The sequence below is a fragment of the Streptomyces sp. NPDC002623 genome (assembly GCF_053592635.1).
Window position 1 is genome coordinate 190,085 of the sequence record NZ_JBSFWB010000018.1, and the last position, 16,186, is coordinate 206,270.

Consider the following 16,186-nt stretch of genomic DNA (forward strand, 5'->3'; position numbering starts at 1 on the left):
TAGGAGATGCAATTTCCATGACAGACGCACTCAAGCGCCTCTCCGAGGAGGGCGTCGCGATCTGGCTGGACGACCTGTCGCGCAAGCGGATCACGTCCGGCAACCTCGCCGAACTGATCGACCAGCAGCACGTCGTGGGCGTCACCACCAACCCGTCGATCTTCCAGAAGGCGATCAGCAGCGGCGACGGCTACGAGCAGCAGCTCGCCGACCTCGCCGCCCGCAAGGTCACCGTCGAAGAGGCCATCCGCATGATCACGACGGCGGACGTCCGCGACGCCGCCGACATCCTGCGCCCGGTCTACGACGCCACCGGCGGCCAGGACGGCCGGGTGTCGATCGAGGTCGACCCGCGCCTGGCGCACCACACGGCGCCGACGGTCGCCGAGGCCAAGCAGCTCGCCTGGCTGGTCGACCGCCCCAACACGCTGATCAAGATCCCGGCCACCAAGGCGGGTCTGCCGGCCATCACCGAGGTCATCGGCAACGGCATCAGCGTCAACGTCACGCTGATCTTCTCGCTGGAGCGCTACCGCGAGGTCATGGACGCCTACCTGGCGGGTCTGGAGAAGGCGCAGGCCAAGGGCCTGGACCTGTCCCTGATCCACTCCGTGGCGTCCTTCTTCGTGTCCCGCGTGGACACCGAGATCGACAAGCGGCTCGACGCGCTCGGCACCGACGAGGCCAAGGCCGCCCGCGGCAAGGCCGGCGTCGCCAATGCGCGGCTCGCCTACCAGGCGTACGAAGAGGTCTTCTCGAACGGCCGCTGGGCCGCGCTGGAGAAGGCGGGCGCCAACAAGCAGCGTGCGCTGTGGGCCTCCACCGGTGTGAAGGACCCCGCGTACAAGGACACCCTGTACGTGGACGACCTGGTGGCGCCCAACACGGTGAACACCATGCCGGAGGCGACCCTGTTCGCCACCGAGGACCACGGGCAGATCACGGGCGACACGATCGCCGGCACCTACGAGCAGGCCCGCGCCGAGCTCGACGCCGTCGAGAAGCTCGGCATCGGCTACGACGACGTGGTCCAGCTGCTCGAGGACGAGGGCGTCGAGAAGTTCGAGGCCTCCTGGAACGACCTGCTCAAGTCGACCGAGGCAGTGCTGGAGCGCCTCGCCCCCTCGGAGGGCTGACACCTTGGCATCTCTTGCCGGATCCGGAGCCAACCCGCTCCGTGACCCCGCAGACCGACGGCTCCCGCGTATCGCGGGGCCGTCGGGCCTGGTCATCTTCGGCGTCACGGGCGATTTGTCCCGGAAGAAGCTCATGCCCGCCGTGTACGACCTCGCCAACCGGGGTCTGCTCCCGCCGGGCTTCTCGCTGGTCGGGTTCGCCCGCCGCGAGTGGAAGCACGAGGACTTCGCACAGGAGGTCCACGACGCGGTCAAGGAGCACGCCCGCACGCCCTTCCGCGAGGAGGTCTGGCAGCAGCTGGTCCAGGGCATGCGCTTCGTGCAGGGCGTCTTCGACGACGACGACGCGTTCGAGCGGCTGCGCTCGACGATCGAGGAGCTCGACAAGGCGCAGGGCACGGGCGGCAACTTCGCCTTCTACCTGTCCGTGCCGCCGAGTTCGTTCCCGGTGGTCATCCAGCAGCTGAAGAAGCACGGGCTGGCCGACCAGGAGGGCGGCTCCTGGCGCCGCGCGGTCATCGAGAAGCCCTTCGGCCACGACCTCGCCTCGGCCGAGGAGCTCAACAAGGTCGTGCACGAGGTCTTCGCCCCGGACCAGGTCTTCCGCATCGACCACTACCTGGGCAAGGAGACCGTCCAGAACATCCTGGCGCTGCGCTTCGCCAACACGATGTTCGAGCCGATCTGGAACCGGTCCTTCGTGGACCATGTGCAGATCACCATGGCCGAGGACATCGGCATCGGCGGCCGGGCCGGCTACTACGACGGCATCGGCGCCGCCCGTGACGTCATCCAGAACCACCTGCTCCAGCTGATGGCCCTCACGGCCATGGAGGAGCCTGCCTCCTTCGACGCGGACGCGCTGGCCGCCGAGAAGACCAAGGTGCTCGGCGCGGTACGGCTGCCGAAGGACCTGGGCCTGGCCACCGTGCGCGGTCAGTACGCGCCCGGCTGGCAGGGCGGCGAGAAGGCCGTCGGCTATCTGCAGGAAGACGGCATCGACCCCAAGTCGAAGACCGACACCTACGCGGCCATCAAGGTGGAGGTCGACAACCGCCGCTGGGCGGGCGTCCCCTTCTATCTGCGCACCGGCAAGCGGCTGGGCCGCCGGGTCACCGAGATCGCGGTGGTCTTCCAGCGGGCCCCGCACTCCCCCTTCGACTCCACGGCCACCGAGGAGCTCGGCGCGAACGCGATCGTCATCCGCGTCCAGCCCGACGAGGGCATCACGGTCCGCTTCGGCTCGAAGGTGCCCGGCACCTCGATGGAGATCCGGGACGTGTCGATGGACTTCGCCTACGGCGAGTCCTTCACCGAGTCCAGCCCCGAGGCGTACGAGCGCCTCATCCTCGACGTGCTGCTGGGCGACTCGAACCTCTTCCCCCGCACAGAAGAGGTCGAGCTGTCCTGGAAGATCCTCGACCCGATCGAGCAGTACTGGGACAAGCACGGCAAGCCCGCCCAGTACCAGTCGGGCACCTGGGGGCCCGTCGAAGCCGACGAGATGCTCGAGCGAGACGGACGGAGCTGGCGCCGGCCATGAAGATAGACCTCACGGACACCACTGCCAGCAAGATCAACAAGGCGCTGGTGAAGGGCCGCCGGGCCATCGGCACCCCCGCCGTCGGCATGGTGCTCACCCTCGTCGTCGTGACGGACGAGGAGAACGCCTACGACGCCCTGAAGGCCGCGGGCGACGCGTCGCACGAGCACCCCTCGCGCACGCTCGTGGTCATCAAGCGGGTCTCGCGCTCGGCCCGGGGCCGCACCGACTCCCGCCTGGACGCCGAGGTACGGGTGGGCGCGGACGCGGGCACCGGTGAGACGGTCATCCTGCGGCTGTACGGCGAGGTCGCCGACCACGCCCAGTCGGTCGTCCTGCCGCTGCTGCTGCCGGACGCGCCGGTGGTGGTCTGGTGGTCGGTGGACGCCCCGCGCGATCCGGCGGGCGACCCGCTGGGCGCGCTGGGCCAGCGCCGGGTCACCGACAGCTACGCGGCCGAGAAGCCCATCAACGAACTGCGGGCGCGCGCCGAGAGCTACGAACCGGGCGACACCGACCTGGCGTGGGCCCGGATCACCCCGTGGCGCTCGATGCTGGCCGCGGCCCTCGACCAGATCTCCTGCGAGATCGTCTCCGCCGAGGTGGCGGGCGAGGAGGCCAACCCGAGCGTCGAGCTGCTCGCCATGTGGCTCGCCGACCGGCTCCATGTGCACGTCCGGCGCGCGGTCTCCGCGGGTCCCGGCCTGACCCAGGTCCGGATGGAGACCACCGCGGGCCCCATCACCCTGCACCGGTCGGACGGCGCGATGGCCACCCTGGCGCTGCCGGGCCAGCCCGACCGCGCGGTGGCGCTCAAGCGGCGCAACACGGCCGAGCTGCTCGCGGAGGAGCTGCGCAGGCTCGACCCCGACGACACCTACGCGTCCGCCCTGCGCTTCGGGGTGGACCGGCTCGGCGGGATCCAGTCGGCGGAGGAGCGCGCCGGGGAGCGGGCCGAGGCGGGTGCTCAGCCCACGCCGGCCCTCCCGGTCCGCGGGGTGCCGGAGCCGGCGGCGGCCGCGGTCCGCAAGCCCGCGCCGACCACTCCGGCCGAGCCGCCCGCCGAGTCGGGCGCCGCGCCGTCGGGCGCCGGCGACGCGGACCGGCCCACTCCGGCGCAGATGCCCCCGGTCAGGAAAGCGGATCCGCAGTGAGCACTCCCCAGCTGGTCGTGCACCGCGACAAGGAGCTGATGGCGCAGGCCGCCGCGGCCCGTCTGATCACGAAGATCGTGGACGCCCAGGCCTCCCGGGGCCAGGCGTCCGTGGTCCTCACGGGCGGCCGCAACGGCAACGGCCTGCTGGCCGCGCTGGCCGCGGCGCCGGCCCGCGACGCCATCGACTGGGGCCGTCTCGACCTGTGGTGGGGCGACGAACGGTTCCTGCCCGAGGGCGACCCGGAGCGCAACGTCACCCAGGCCCGCGAGGCCCTGCTGGACTCCGTCCCCGTGGACCCGAAGCGCGTGCACGCCATGCCCGCGTCCGACGGTCCCCACGGCGCCGACGTGGAGGCGGCCGCGGCCGCCTACGCCGAGGAGCTGGCCCGCGCGGCCGGCCCCGAGAACCACGGCGCCGTGCCCACCTTCGACGTCCTGATGCTGGGCGTCGGCCCGGACACCCATGTGGCCTCGCTCTTCCCGGAGCTGCCGGCCGTACGGGAGACCGAGCGCACGGTGGTCGGCGTCCGCGGGGCGCCCAAGCCCCCGCCGAACCGGGTCACCCTCACCCTTCCGGCGATCCGGTCGGCCCGTGAGGTGTGGCTGCTCGCGGCCGGCGAGGACAAGGCGCAGGCCGCGGCGATCGCCCTGTCCGGCGCGGGCGAGATCCAGGCCCCCGCGGCGGGCGCGCTGGGCCGGGCCCGCACCCTGTGGCTCCTGGACACCGCGGCGGCCTCCCGGCTCCCGCGGTCGCTGTACCCTCCCGCGTCTCCCTGACGCGCTCGCCGGGGCAAGCCCCGAACGGAACCCGTACGGTCAACCGCCGTACGGGTTCTGTCCGTTGTAGGGCTGGTAGGGGCCGCCGCCGTACGGGCTCTGCGGCGGCGGGGCGTACGGCGCCCCCTGCGGGTGGCCGTACGCGTTGCCCTGGGGATGACCGTAGGGGTGGCCGTACGGGTGGCCCTGCGGCGGGACCGGGGGCGGCACGGCCGCGGACGTCGGCGGCAGGGTGGCCGGGTGGGCCGAGAGGCGGATGCCGTAGCGCCGCTTGAGCCGGCCCATCTCCAGCAGGGCGATGCTCGTCACGGTCAGCGGCGCGCCCAGGATGAAGACGATGCCCATGGTGAGGCTCAGCCCGTGCAGGTCGCCCGTGACGAGGTCGGGGACGGCCATCAGCCAGGTCGTCACCGTGGCGAGCAGCGGCGGCAGGGACCGGTGGACGGCGGCCGTGCCGAAGAAGTTCCCGGAGACCTGCACCGCTCCGTAGATCACCATGCCGGTGAGCCAGAGCGCGGCGAAGCCGAGCGGCACCAGCCAGAAGCCGCCGAGCGTCGTCGTCCCCTGCCACAGGAACACCAGCCCGACGACCGAGCCGATGAAGAACAGCAGCAGCTTGAGCGAGTTGAGGAGCGGCACCCGCATCTGCCGGACGGTCCCGGTACGCCGCCATACGAAGAGCATCACGCCGACCGTCAGCGGCGTGATGAAGAGCACGACGACGGACGCCGTCAGCATGTTCTCCAGCACTTCCTCGAAGGCGAACTTGCGCTGTACGAAGGTGTACACGCCGAAGGCCGCGACGGCTCCGGCGATGATGCGTGCCTTCTTGAGCCGATCCACGGACGGATCGACCGATGCCGGGATCCACACCGGGTGGTACAACGCCTGCGCCACCTGTTTGGGCTGCAGGATCGACCGCATCGACAGTCTGTCGCTCATCCAGGTTCCGCGCCTGCCGGCCAACTTCCACTCCCCCGAGTCGTCGCTGCGTGATCCTCGCGGATTTTACGGGAAGCGGACGGACTCCCGCCGCCCGCTTCCCCTCACTTCCCGCGTCGCCTACCGGCCGCGCAGTTCCCGGTACCTGGCGACGAGTGCCTTCGTCGACCCGTCGAGCCCCGGTACGTCCGCGCCTTCCGTCAGCGCCGGCTCGATGCGCTTGGCGAGGACCTTGCCGAGCTCCACGCCCCACTGGTCGAAGGAGTCGATGTTCCAGATCGCGCCCTGGACGAACACCTTGTGCTCGTAGAGGGCGACGAGCTGGCCGAGGACCGAGGGCGTCAGCGCACGGGCCAGGATCGTGGTCGTGGGGTGGTCGCCCTTGAACGTCTTGTGGGCCACCAGTTCCTCGGGCACGCCCTCCGCGCGCACCTCCTCCGGCGTCTTGCCGAAGGCGAGCGCCTGGGTCTGCGCGAAGAAGTTCGCCATCAACAGGTCGTGCTGGGCCCCCAGTTCGGCACTCAGTTCGGCGGACGGCTCGGCGAAGCCGATGAAGTCGGCCGGGATGAGCTTCGTGCCCTGGTGGATCAACTGGTAGTAGGCGTGCTGCCCGTTGGTGCCCGGGGTGCCCCAGACGACGGGGCCGGTCTGCCAGTCCACCTCGCGGCCGTCCCGGCCGACGTACTTGCCGTTGGACTCCATGTCCAGCTGCTGCAGGTAGGCGGCGAACTTGGACAGGTAGTGGCTGTAGGGCAGCACGGCGTGCGACTGGGCGTCGTGGAAATTGCCGTACCAGACGCCCAACAGGCCGAGCAGCAAAGGCACGTTGGACTCGGCGGGGGCGGTGCGGAAGTGCTCGTCGACGAGGTGGAAGCCGTCGAGCATCTCGCGGAAGCGGTCCGGGCCGATGGCGATCATCAGCGACAGGCCGATCGCCGAGTCGTAGGAGTAGCGGCCGCCGACCCAGTCCCAGAACTCGAACATGTTGACGGTGTCGATGCCGAAGTCGGCGACCTTCTCGGCGTTGGTCGACAGCGCCACGAAGTGCTTCGCGACGGCGTCCCCGTCACCGAGCGCGGCCAGCAGCCAGGTGCGGGCCGAGGTCGCGTTGGTGATCGTCTCGATCGTGGTGAACGTCTTGGACGCGATGATGAACAGCGTCTCGGCCGGGTCCAGGTCGCGGGTGGCCTCGTGCAGGTCGGCGCCGTCCACGTTCGACACGAAGCGGACCGTGAGGTCGCGGTCGGTGTAGCCGCGGAGCACCTCGTAGGCCATCGCGGGGCCCAGGTCGGAGCCGCCGATGCCGATGTTCACCACGTTCCGGATGCGCCGCCCGGTGTGACCGGTCCAGGCACCGGAGCGGACGCGGCCGGCGAAGTCGGCCATCTTGTCGAGGACGGCGTGCACCGCCGGGACGACGTTCTCCCCGTCGACCTCGATCACCGCGTCGCGAGGGGCGCGCAGCGCGGTGTGCAGGACCGCGCGGTCCTCGGTGGTGTTGATCTTCTCGCCGCGGAACATGGCGTCCCGCAGGCCGAAGACATCGGTGGCTGCGGCCAGCTCGCGCAGGTGGCGCAGCGTCTCGTCGGTGACGAGGTGCTTGGAGTAGTCGATGTGCAGGTCACCGACCTGCAGCGTGTATCCGGCGCCACGCTCGGGGTCGGCGGCGAACAGCTCCCGCAGCCGCACCTCGCCGAGTTCCTCGCAGTGTTTGGCCAGAGCGGTCCACTCGGGCGTCTGGTTGAGCCTCGTACGGCCGTCTGCGTTCATGTCGGACTTCAGCCCTCTTTCCTCATCTGCCCCGTGCCTCTCAACCTAGTTGATCAGGAGGGGACGTGAGCCGTCGCGGCACCGTCGTGCGGGGCAACAACAGGTACGTCCGCCTTGCCCGCGGGTATCAACGCGGCGACGGCGAGTGCGAAGAGCACGGCCGCCAGCAGTGCGGGCGTGTTGAGGCCGAAGGCCCGGGCCGCCGCTCCGCCGAGCAGCGCGCCCAGCGGCGCGCCGGAGGTGGAGGCCGTCCGGAAGGCGGCGGCGATACGGCCCACCATGGACGCGGGGCTGCGCTGCTGCATGAGCGTGACCTGGTTGACGTTCCACACCATGTTCATGATGCCGAGCAGCAGCATGCCCACGAGCAGCGCGCCGAGGTGCCGAACCGTGCCCATGAGCAGCAGTGACACCGTCTGGACGGTCCCGCCGAGCAGCAGGGCCCGGGCCCGCCCGACGCGGCCCGCGATCCGCTGGGCGACGAACCCGCCGACGAGGCTGCCGAGCGCGTACACGGTCATCGCCGCGGCGAACTCGGTGTCGCCCGCGTGCAGCCAGCGCGTCACATGCAGCACCAGCGTGGCGATCAGGGCGCCCATGCCGATGTTGCACAGCAGGGTGGCCAGGCAGATCGACCGCAGGACGCCGTCGCCCCACAGATGGCGCAGGCCTTCGCCGATCTCCGCGCGCAGGGTGCTCCCGGCGGGGCGCGGCTCTCGCTCGGGCGGCCGTATCCGCAGGGAGGCCACCAGGGCGGCGGCCAGCAGATAGGTGCCCGCGTCGGCCGCGAAGGGCAGGAAGGCGCCGACGCCGAGCAGCAGCGGCACGACCGGGCCGGCCAGCAGACCCCCCGCGAGCTGTTGACCGGTCATCAGACGGGCGTTGGCCCCGCCGAGGGTCTCGGCGTCCACCAGGGAGGGCAGCAGGGCCGTGGCGGCGTTGTCGAAGAGCGTCTGAAGGGTCGTCAGCAGGAAGGCGAGGGCGAGCAGCAGCGGGATGGAGGCGTGGCCGAGGGCCACGGCGAGCGCGAAGGCGGCGACCAGCAGACCGCGCACGGTGTCCACGGCCCACATCGCGCGCCGCTGGTCCACCCGGTCGGCGACGGCCCCGCCGAGCAGGCCGAACAGCAGCCACGGGAGGTAGCCGCAGGCGGTCACGGAGGCGATGACCAGGGGATCGTCCGTGAGCTGGACGGCGAGCAGGGGCAGCGCGGTGGTGCGCAGCGCGTCCCCGAAGCGGGAGATCACGGCGGCGCTCCACAGCCGCCCGAACCCCCCGCGCCACGCGGGCGCGCGCACCTCCGCCGTACCGACCGCCGCCACAACTCCCCCTCCCGGTTCGCGGGTTCACCGCGAGACACGGGAACCGCTGTGAAAACCGTAGAGGGCACCACTGACAATCGGCCCGTGGGACAGCGTCCGCCTCGGATCGGGACGGATCGGATCGGGACAGCGTGAAACAGGTCCGGCCCGGCACCCTGGGGCGCCCGGCCGGTCCTGGAAAGTCGCTAGATCTCGCCCCGCAGTTTGGCGAGCGCTTCGGCGAGGATCGCCTCGCCGTCCGCGTCGCTGCGCCGCTCCCGTACATACGCGAGGTGCGTCTTGTAGGGCTCGGTGCGCGGCGGGTCCGGGGGGTTGTCCCGGTCCTGTCCGGCCGGGAATCCGCAGCGGGGGCAGTCCCAGGTGTCGGGGACCTGCGCGTCGCTGGCGAAGCTGGGCTGCGTCTCGTGTCCGTTGGAGCACCAGAAGGAGATGCGCAGACGGGGCGCGGACTCGCCCCGCTCGGCCTCGCCCATCGGCCCCGCCCCGACCCGGCTTCCTCGGATCGCGTTGCCACTTGCCACGGTCGTAACTCCCTGCGTGATGGTGCCGCAAAGCGAGTCGGCGTTTCGCTTCGCTGCGAGCGCCTCAGTCTACGTAAGGCCCAACGCGCGTCCAGTGATTCGAGTTACAGCTCCCACACCTAGACGCAAGCCCCATGATAGGCCGCGCTCAGCTGCGCGTACCGAACATGGGGCCTTACGTACCGGATTGTGCGTGCCTGTGCGAGCTGATCAGCTGTTCGTCTTCATCAGCAGGCCGAGGACGATGATGGAGGCGAACCACAGCATGCCGACCACGACGGTGATGCGGTCGAGGTTGCGCTCGGCGACCGAGGAGCCGCCGACGGAGGACTGCATGCCGCCGCCGAACATGTCGGAGAGGCCGCCGCCCTTCCCCTTGTGCATCAGCACCAGCAGCATCAGCAGCAGGCTGAAGACGATCAGGGCGATCGAGAACCCCAAAACCACGGCTGGACCAACTTCCTCGGAATCGGATAACGACGGGGGCACGGCACGACGGCCATGCCCCCGCAAGGGTACGACGGATCGCCGCTACCGCATACTCACTGGTCGCGGAAGCGCACGATCTTGACGAACTCGTCGGTGTCCAGCGAGGCGCCGCCGACCAGCGCGCCGTCGATGTCGGCCTGCGCCATGATCTCGGCGACGTTGCCGGACTTGACGGAGCCGCCGTACTGGATGCGGACGCCGTCGGCCAGCTCCTGGCTGTAGAGCTCGGCGAGCTTGGCGCGGATGGCGGCGCAGACCTCCTGCGCGTCCGCGGCGCCGCAGACCTTGCCGGTGCCGATGGCCCACACCGGCTCGTAGGCGATCACGACGGACTCGGCCTGCTCGGCCTGGAGGTCCTTCAGACCGCCCTCGACCTGGGCGAGGGTGTGGGAGACGTGGTTGCCCGCCTCGCGGACGTCCAGCTCCTCGCCGACGCACAGGATCGGGGTCAGACCGTGCTTGTAGGCGGCCTTGACCTTGGCGTTCACGACGTCGTCGGTCTCGTTGTGGTACTGACGGCGCTCGGAGTGGCCGATGGCCACGAACGTGCACTTCAGCTTGGCGAGCATCGGGCCGGAGATCTCGCCGGTGTAGGCGCCGGAGTCCTGCGCCGAGATGTCCTGGGCGCCGTACTTGATCTTGAGCTTGTCGCCGTCGACCAGCGTCTGTACGGAGCGCAGGTCGGTGAAGGGCGGCAGGACGGCGACCTCGACGGCCTCGTAGTCCTTGTCGGCCAGGGCGAAGGCGAGCTTCTGGACGTGGGCGATGGCCTCGAGGTGGTTGAGGTTCATCTTCCAGTTGCCCGCCATCAGCGGCGTGCGAGTGGTCATACGGGGTCAGTCCTCCAGTGCGGCGAGGCCGGGGAGCGTCTTGCCCTCGAGGTATTCGAGGGAGGCGCCGCCGCCGGTCGAGATATGGCCGAATGCGTTCTCGTCGAAGCCCAGGATGCGGACGGCCGCGGCGGAGTCGCCGCCGCCGACGACCGTGAAGGCCGGGGAGTCGACGAGGGCCTGGGCGACCTCCTTGGTGCCCTCGGCGTAGTCGGGGTGCTCGAAGACGCCCATGGGGCCGTTCCAGAAGACGGTGGCGGCGTCGGCGAACTTCGAGGCGTACAGCTTGCGGGTCTCGGGACCGATGTCCAGACCCTCCTGGTCGGCGGGGATCGCGTCCGCGGCGACGGTGGCGGGGTTCGTCGGGGCCTTGGCCTTCAGGTCCGGGAACTCGGTGGAGACGAGGACGTCGACGGGCAGGACCAGCTCGACGCCGGTCCGCTCGGCGCGCTGGAGGTACTCCTGCACGACCGGGACCTGGTCCTCCTGCAGGAGGGAGATGCCCACCTCGTGGCCCTGGGCCTTGAGGAAGGTGTAGGCCATGCCGCCGCCGATGAGGATGCGGTCGGCCTTGCCGAGGAGCTCGTCGATGACGGCGAGCTTGTCGGAGACCTTGGCGCCGCCGAGGGCGACGACGTAGGGCCGCGCGACGTCCTCGGTGAGCTTCTTCAGGACGCCGACCTCGGTGGCGATGAGGAAGCCGGCGGCGTGCGGCAGCCGGGCCGGGAGGTCGTAGACCGAGGCGTGCTTGCGGTGCACCGCGCCGAAGCCGTCGCCGACGTAGAGGTCGGCGAGCTCGGCGAGGCGGTCGGCGAAGGCGCCGCGCTCGGCGTCGTCCTTGGCCGTCTCGCCCGCGTTGAAGCGCAGGTTCTCGATGACGGCGACCTGGCCGTCGGCCAGGCCCGCGACGACGGAGCGCGCGGAGTCGCCGACCGTGTCGGTAGCGAAGGCCACGGCGGAGCCGAGGAGCTCGCCCAGCCGGGAGGCGGCGGGGGCGAGGGAGAAGGCCGGGTCCGGCGCGCCCTTGGGTCGGCCCAGGTGCGAGGCGACGACCACCTTGGCGCCCGCGTCCGCGAGGGCCTTGACGGTGGGCAGGACGGCGCGGATACGGCCGTCGTCGGTGATGGCGCCGCTCTCGAGCGGCACGTTGAGGTCGGCGCGGACGAAGACCCGCTTGCCTGCGACGCCTTCGGCGAGAAGTTCGTCGATCGTCTTCATAGAGAGGGCTCCCGAGGAGGACTTGTCGTGCTCGTGATCGTAAGAGGGCTGATCTGTACGTGAGTCAGGGCCCGGACGGCGCGTCCCTGCGCCGCCCGAGCCCTGTGCTCACATCGAAGTGCCTGATCCGACGATCAGAGCTGGCCGCCGACGAAGACCGTCAGGTCGACGAGGCGGTTGGAGTAACCCCACTCGTTGTCGTACCAGCCGAGGATCTTCACCGTGTTGCCCTCCTGGACCATGGTCAGGGAGGAGTCGAAGGTGCAGGAGGCCGGGTCGCTGACGATGTCCGAGGAGACGATCTCGTCCTCGGTGTAGGCCAGGTAGCCCTTGAGGTCGCCGTCCTCGGAGGCCTTCTTGAACGCGGCGTTGACCTCGTCCTTGGTGACCTCGCGCTGCAGTGTCACGACCAGGTCGGTGGCCGAGCCGGTGGGGACCGGGACGCGCATCGCGATGCCGTCGAGCTTGCCCTTGAGCTGCGGGAGGACCAGGGCGGTGGCCTTCGCGGCGCCCGTCGTGGTCGGGATGATGTTCTCGGCGGCGGCGCGGGCGCGGCGCAGGTCCGAGTGCGGGAAGTCCAGGATGCGCTGGTCGTTGGTGTACGCGTGGACCGTCGTCATCAGACCCTTGACGATGCCGAAGTTCTCGTCGAGCACCTTGGCCATCGGCGCCACACAGTTGGTGGTGCAGGAGGCGTTGGAGATGACGTGGTGGTGCGCCGGGTCGTACTTGTCCTGATTGACACCCATCACGATGGTGATGTCCTCGTCCTTGGCCGGAGCCGAGATGAGGACCTTCTTGGCGCCGCCGGCGATGTGCTTCTCGGCGTCGGCCTTCTTCGTGAAGATGCCGGTCGACTCGATGACGATGTCGACGCCGAGCTCGCCCCACGGGATGTCGGCGGGGTTGCGCTCGGAGAGCACCTTGATGGTGTGACCGTCGACGGTGATCGTGTCGGCGGTGTGCGACACCTCGGCCTTGAGGCGGCCCAGGATGGTGTCGTACTTCAGGAGGTGTGCGGTGGTCGCGGTGTCACCCAGGTCGTTGACAGCCACGATCTCGATGTCAGCACCCTGCTCCAGCAGCGCGCGGAAGTAGTTACGACCGATGCGGCCAAAGCCGTTGATGCCTACGCGGATCGTCACGAACCGATCTCCTCGTTGATACACCGGCTATGCGGTGCCGGCGAGCTGTATTTGGGATGTCCCCGACCACCCACGACCCTACCTCTCCGAGGGCCCCGTGGTGACATCGAGTCGCCCCATACACGGCAGGACGGTCCGTACCCGCCAGTAGGGGTACGGACCGCCCGGCCCTGAAGGCCTCGTCACTCGATTTGATCACGAACTTTCACGCGGGGTTGACTGTGGTGTGTCACCCCTCAAGTGAGTCGAGAGCCTTTCCGATGAGCGCTTTTCGGTCGGCCGCCGAGGTGAGGTGCTCCAGGCCGAAGCCCAGCAGCACGGTGTCGTCGGTGGTGACCGCTCCATAGGTCTGGAACAGGGTGCCGGTGCGCGTCCAGTCCTTCAGGACGACCGGGCTGCCCGCGGGCGGACCGCCGACCTGCCAGGCGCCGAGCGAGGTCTCGAAGCCCTCGGTCCCGGTGGCCGTGCCGCCGACGACCAGCGAGGCGTCGTCGGCGAGGACTCCGTGGCCGCCGCTGCCGGGGTCGGTGACGTAGGCGATCGAGACCTCCACCTTCTTGCCCGCGTACGCGCTGAGATCGAAGTTCACCTGCTGCCAGCCGCTGGAGGCGCCGGTGAGGGCGTTCCAGGAGCCGGTGGTGCCGGTCGCGGCGCAGCCGCCCGAGCCGACGGTGAGGTAGTGCCCCAGCCAGGGGTGCTCGTCGACGTAGAAGCCGGCCCCGCACTCCGCCGGCACGACGGCGCTGGTGGCGCCGCCCGCCTCGGGGAGCGTGGTCCAGTCGTCGGCGCCGACGGTGTGGACCTCGACGATCGCGTTGTCGTAGCCCGGCTCGGTGTCCCACAGGAGCTGGGTGCGCAGGGCCGGCTTGCTCGCCGCGGCGACCCCGCTGAGGTCGAGGGTGCGGGTGAGGCGCTTGTAGGCGTCGTCGGTGTGCACGGCGGCGGCCATGTAGGAGCCCGCGTACGGCCCGTACGGGTTGACCGTCCCGCTGAACTGGCCCGCGCCCGCGCTCTTGAACTGCGGGTACTTCGAGACCGGCAGCTCGTCGGAGGTGACCCCGTAGGTGCCGGCCCTGTCCAGCGGGTTGCCCGGGGCGGCGCCGAGGACCCCGCCCGCGCCGGCGAGCGCCCCGGAGCCGGTGAATCCGGTGGCGCCGGGGGTCGTCGTACGGGAGTAGGCGCCCAGGTAGTACTGGCTGAAGTCGTTGGACGGGGTGCCGTCGCCGAGGTCGACGTTGCCGCCGGCCAGTTCGCCCGCCTCGATCAGCTTGCCGCCCTCGTTGAGGAAGGCGCGCAGTTCGAGCTGGGTCGGGTTGCCGGGGACGCTCGCGCCCGTGTGGTGGACGACGGTGTCGAAGTGGCTCAGCACGCCGAGCGCGTCGGGCACGCCCTGGACGGCGACGTCCCAGACGATCGCCCTGCGGCCGTTGGCCTTCAGCGCGTCGACGTAGGTCTGCGCCTGTGTGGTGGCGGCACCCTCCTCGGCGACGACGAGCGTGTCGGCCTTGGGGCGGGCGGCGATCGTGTAGGTGAAGCGCGAGCTGGAGACCTTCTTGCCGTCCTTGGTCTCGCCCGTGAACCACACCTCGACCTTGTCGCCCGGCTCACCGCTTCGCACCTTGGCGCGGTACTCGTCGAAGTACAGGTTGTCGTCCCCGCCGTAGGTCTCGCCGCCGTTCCAGGCCTTGAGCGCCTGGTCGTGGGTGCGGCCGCCGTTGACGCGGTACTTGAGCTCCTTGTCGCGGATCGCCTTGCGTGCGACGACGGAGACCTCCTGGTCGGCGCCGCGCGAGTAGGACGTGGTGAACGGCGCCGGGGTGAAGTCGGCGGCGCTCCGGCCGATCGAGGACTTCGGCTGGTCGGGGCGGGCCGCGGACTCGGCGACGGAGAGCGCGAACGGGACGTTCTTGGCGAACTCGTCCTGGATCAGCTTCTCGTCGTCCGGGAAGTTGAAGCCCGACTGGCAGTCGGACGCGTTCCACTGGTCGTTCGGATCGATGTCCGACGCGGTCTGGCACGTCGACATCTCGGGGGTGAACATCGCCGTGCCGTTGACGTTCGCCGCGTGGCCGTCCGCCTCGCCGTTGGTCGTGTACAGCTCCGAGGCCACCTGCGGGCGGTAGCCCGGGATCGCGGAGTCGTCGGGGGTGCCGGCGAGCGCCTTGTAGACGACGTCGTCCGGGGTGTCGGTGGCGACCTGCCAGCCGACGCCGTAGAGGAGGAGTTCGGCGGCGGAGTGGTAGTTGACGCCATAGGTGAAGCCGATCCGCGCCTCGAACGCGTCGAGCGCCTTCGTCTCGGGCTCGGAGCCGGGGCTCGCGCCGCGGTAGGTCTGACTGGTGGGGTTGGGGGACGAACCCTCGTCGTCGTAGCCCCACTTGTAGGCGAAGTTGCGGTTGAGGTCGACGCCGTCGCCGGTGGTGATCGCGCCGTCGCCGTTGACGTCCCGCAGGTTCTTGCGCCACAGACGGTTGTCGGTGCTCTTGAACGTGTAGTCGTAGCCGTCGGGGTTGGCCGACAGGACGAACCACAGCTCGGTGGAGTCGACGATCTTCTTGATCCGCTTGTCGGTCCGGTAGTTGTCCAGGTAGTGGTGCATCAGCCGCCGGGTCATCTCCGGGGTGATCCACTCACGGGCGTGCTGGTTGGACATGTACAGCACCGCGGGCCTGGCGCCGTCCTTGGAACTCTTCGCGTTCTTGGTCAGTTTGACCGCGAGGATGTCCTGGCCGTTCACCGTCTTGCCGAGGGAGACGACCTTGGTGAGGCCCGGGTTCTCCTGGCCGGTGCGGAGGATCTCCTCCCGCAGGCCGCCGCTGCCGCTGTAGGGGCGGAACACCCCGTCCGAGGCCGCCTCCGCACGGTTCTCGGCGGCGGCGGAGAGGGTGTGCTCGGTGAGCTCGACCCCTTGTTTCCCGAGTTTCTTCGCCTGTTCGTCGGTCAGGAACACCTCGACGGTGGCGGTGCCCTTCTCCGGAGCCTGTTCGCTGAGTTCGTGGCCGTCCTGGCCGGCCGCCAGCAGCAGGGGCACCTGTTTCTTGGTGACCTCGGCGCGGAAGACCTTGACCTCGTCCGGGTCGGGCGCCGGTGAGCCTGCGGGCTGTGCCTGGGCGATGGGTGCGAGCGCCGCTCCGCCCAGCAGCAGCGCGCCGACAGCGAGGATCGATCTCCCTCTGCGTCTCATGAACCCCCCTAGCGTGAGTTCGCCACGGCAGCGAACTCTGCCAGGCTCATGACAGTTCATGATCCAGTCAAGAGCGCCTCAAAGCCACGCAAATGCCGGTGGTGTCGCCCGATCGGGCGACACTCACGGCTCGCACGGGAGGGGTGCACCCAG

The 16,186-nt window shown here is 70.1% G+C and carries 13 protein-coding genes; 4 read left to right on the forward strand and 9 right to left on the reverse strand.

Going from position 1 to position 16,186, the window contains the following annotated elements; genetic code table 11:
• Positions 1-17: 17 nt before the first annotated feature.
• The 4 genes from tal to pgl are packed head-to-tail and all read left to right on the forward strand — an operon-like array spanning position 18 to position 4,612.
• Complete coding sequence (gene tal / locus ACWD4O_RS30110) at positions 18-1,136, forward strand: transaldolase (protein ID WP_398418228.1); 1,119 nt, start codon at positions 18-20, stop codon at positions 1,134-1,136.
• 4 nt (positions 1,137-1,140) lie between these two features.
• Positions 1,141-2,679: a glucose-6-phosphate dehydrogenase gene (gene zwf, locus ACWD4O_RS30115; protein WP_351918901.1), complete on the forward strand. Its 1,539-nt coding sequence runs from the start codon at positions 1,141-1,143 to the stop codon at positions 2,677-2,679.
• The gene (gene opcA, locus ACWD4O_RS30120; RefSeq protein ID WP_451284620.1) at positions 2,676-3,833 is read left to right on the forward strand and encodes a glucose-6-phosphate dehydrogenase assembly protein OpcA; all 1,158 of its coding nucleotides are present in this window, start codon (positions 2,676-2,678) and stop codon (positions 3,831-3,833) included. Before zwf ends, opcA begins: the two co-directional genes overlap by 4 nt.
• Positions 3,830-4,612: a 6-phosphogluconolactonase gene (pgl, locus tag ACWD4O_RS30125; RefSeq protein WP_451284622.1), complete on the forward strand. Its 783-nt coding sequence runs from the start codon at positions 3,830-3,832 to the stop codon at positions 4,610-4,612. The genes opcA and pgl overlap by 4 nt, the downstream gene beginning before the upstream one ends.
• Positions 4,613-4,651: 39 nt before the next feature.
• Here the strand turns inward: pgl and ACWD4O_RS30130 are convergent, their stop codons facing one another.
• The 9 genes from ACWD4O_RS30130 to ACWD4O_RS30170 form a co-directional block, all read right to left on the reverse strand.
• The gene (locus ACWD4O_RS30130; protein ID WP_451284624.1) at positions 4,652-5,554 is read right to left on the reverse strand and encodes a hypothetical protein; all 903 of its coding nucleotides are present in this window, start codon (positions 5,552-5,554) and stop codon (positions 4,652-4,654) included.
• A gap of 120 nt (positions 5,555-5,674) precedes the next feature.
• On the reverse strand, positions 5,675-7,324 hold the full coding sequence (gene pgi / locus ACWD4O_RS30135; RefSeq protein ID WP_451284626.1) for a glucose-6-phosphate isomerase: 1,650 nt from the start codon (positions 7,322-7,324) through the stop codon (positions 5,675-5,677).
• A 53-nt stretch (positions 7,325-7,377) separates the two neighbouring features.
• Positions 7,378-8,571, reverse strand: a complete 1,194-nt coding sequence (locus ACWD4O_RS30140; RefSeq protein WP_451284643.1) for an MFS transporter — start codon at positions 8,569-8,571, stop codon at positions 7,378-7,380.
• Positions 8,572-8,831: 260 nt separating this feature from the next.
• Positions 8,832-9,167 (reverse strand): RNA polymerase-binding protein RbpA, encoded by a 336-nt coding sequence (locus tag ACWD4O_RS30145; protein ID WP_003957010.1) that lies wholly within the window; start codon positions 9,165-9,167, stop codon positions 8,832-8,834.
• A 210-nt stretch (positions 9,168-9,377) separates the two neighbouring features.
• Positions 9,378-9,614, reverse strand: coding sequence for a preprotein translocase subunit SecG (gene secG, locus ACWD4O_RS30150; RefSeq protein WP_351918892.1), 237 nt, complete (start codon positions 9,612-9,614; stop codon positions 9,378-9,380).
• 95 nt (positions 9,615-9,709) lie between these two features.
• A complete protein-coding gene (gene tpiA, locus ACWD4O_RS30155) occupies positions 9,710-10,486 on the reverse strand; it encodes a triose-phosphate isomerase (RefSeq protein ID WP_451284629.1) in 777 nt (258 codons plus the stop codon).
• A 6-nt stretch (positions 10,487-10,492) separates the two neighbouring features.
• Positions 10,493-11,704 carry a phosphoglycerate kinase gene (locus ACWD4O_RS30160; RefSeq protein ID WP_451284631.1) on the reverse strand — a complete coding sequence of 404 codons (1,212 nt, stop codon included), beginning with the start codon at positions 11,702-11,704 and terminating at the stop codon, positions 10,493-10,495.
• Positions 11,705-11,838: 134 nt separating this feature from the next.
• Positions 11,839-12,849 carry a type I glyceraldehyde-3-phosphate dehydrogenase gene (gap, locus tag ACWD4O_RS30165; RefSeq protein WP_450952368.1) on the reverse strand — a complete coding sequence of 337 codons (1,011 nt, stop codon included), beginning with the start codon at positions 12,847-12,849 and terminating at the stop codon, positions 11,839-11,841.
• A 229-nt stretch (positions 12,850-13,078) separates the two neighbouring features.
• On the reverse strand, positions 13,079-16,033 hold the full coding sequence (locus ACWD4O_RS30170; RefSeq protein ID WP_451284632.1) for a M14 family zinc carboxypeptidase: 2,955 nt from the start codon (positions 16,031-16,033) through the stop codon (positions 13,079-13,081).
• Between the last annotated feature and the right edge of the window lie 153 nt (positions 16,034-16,186).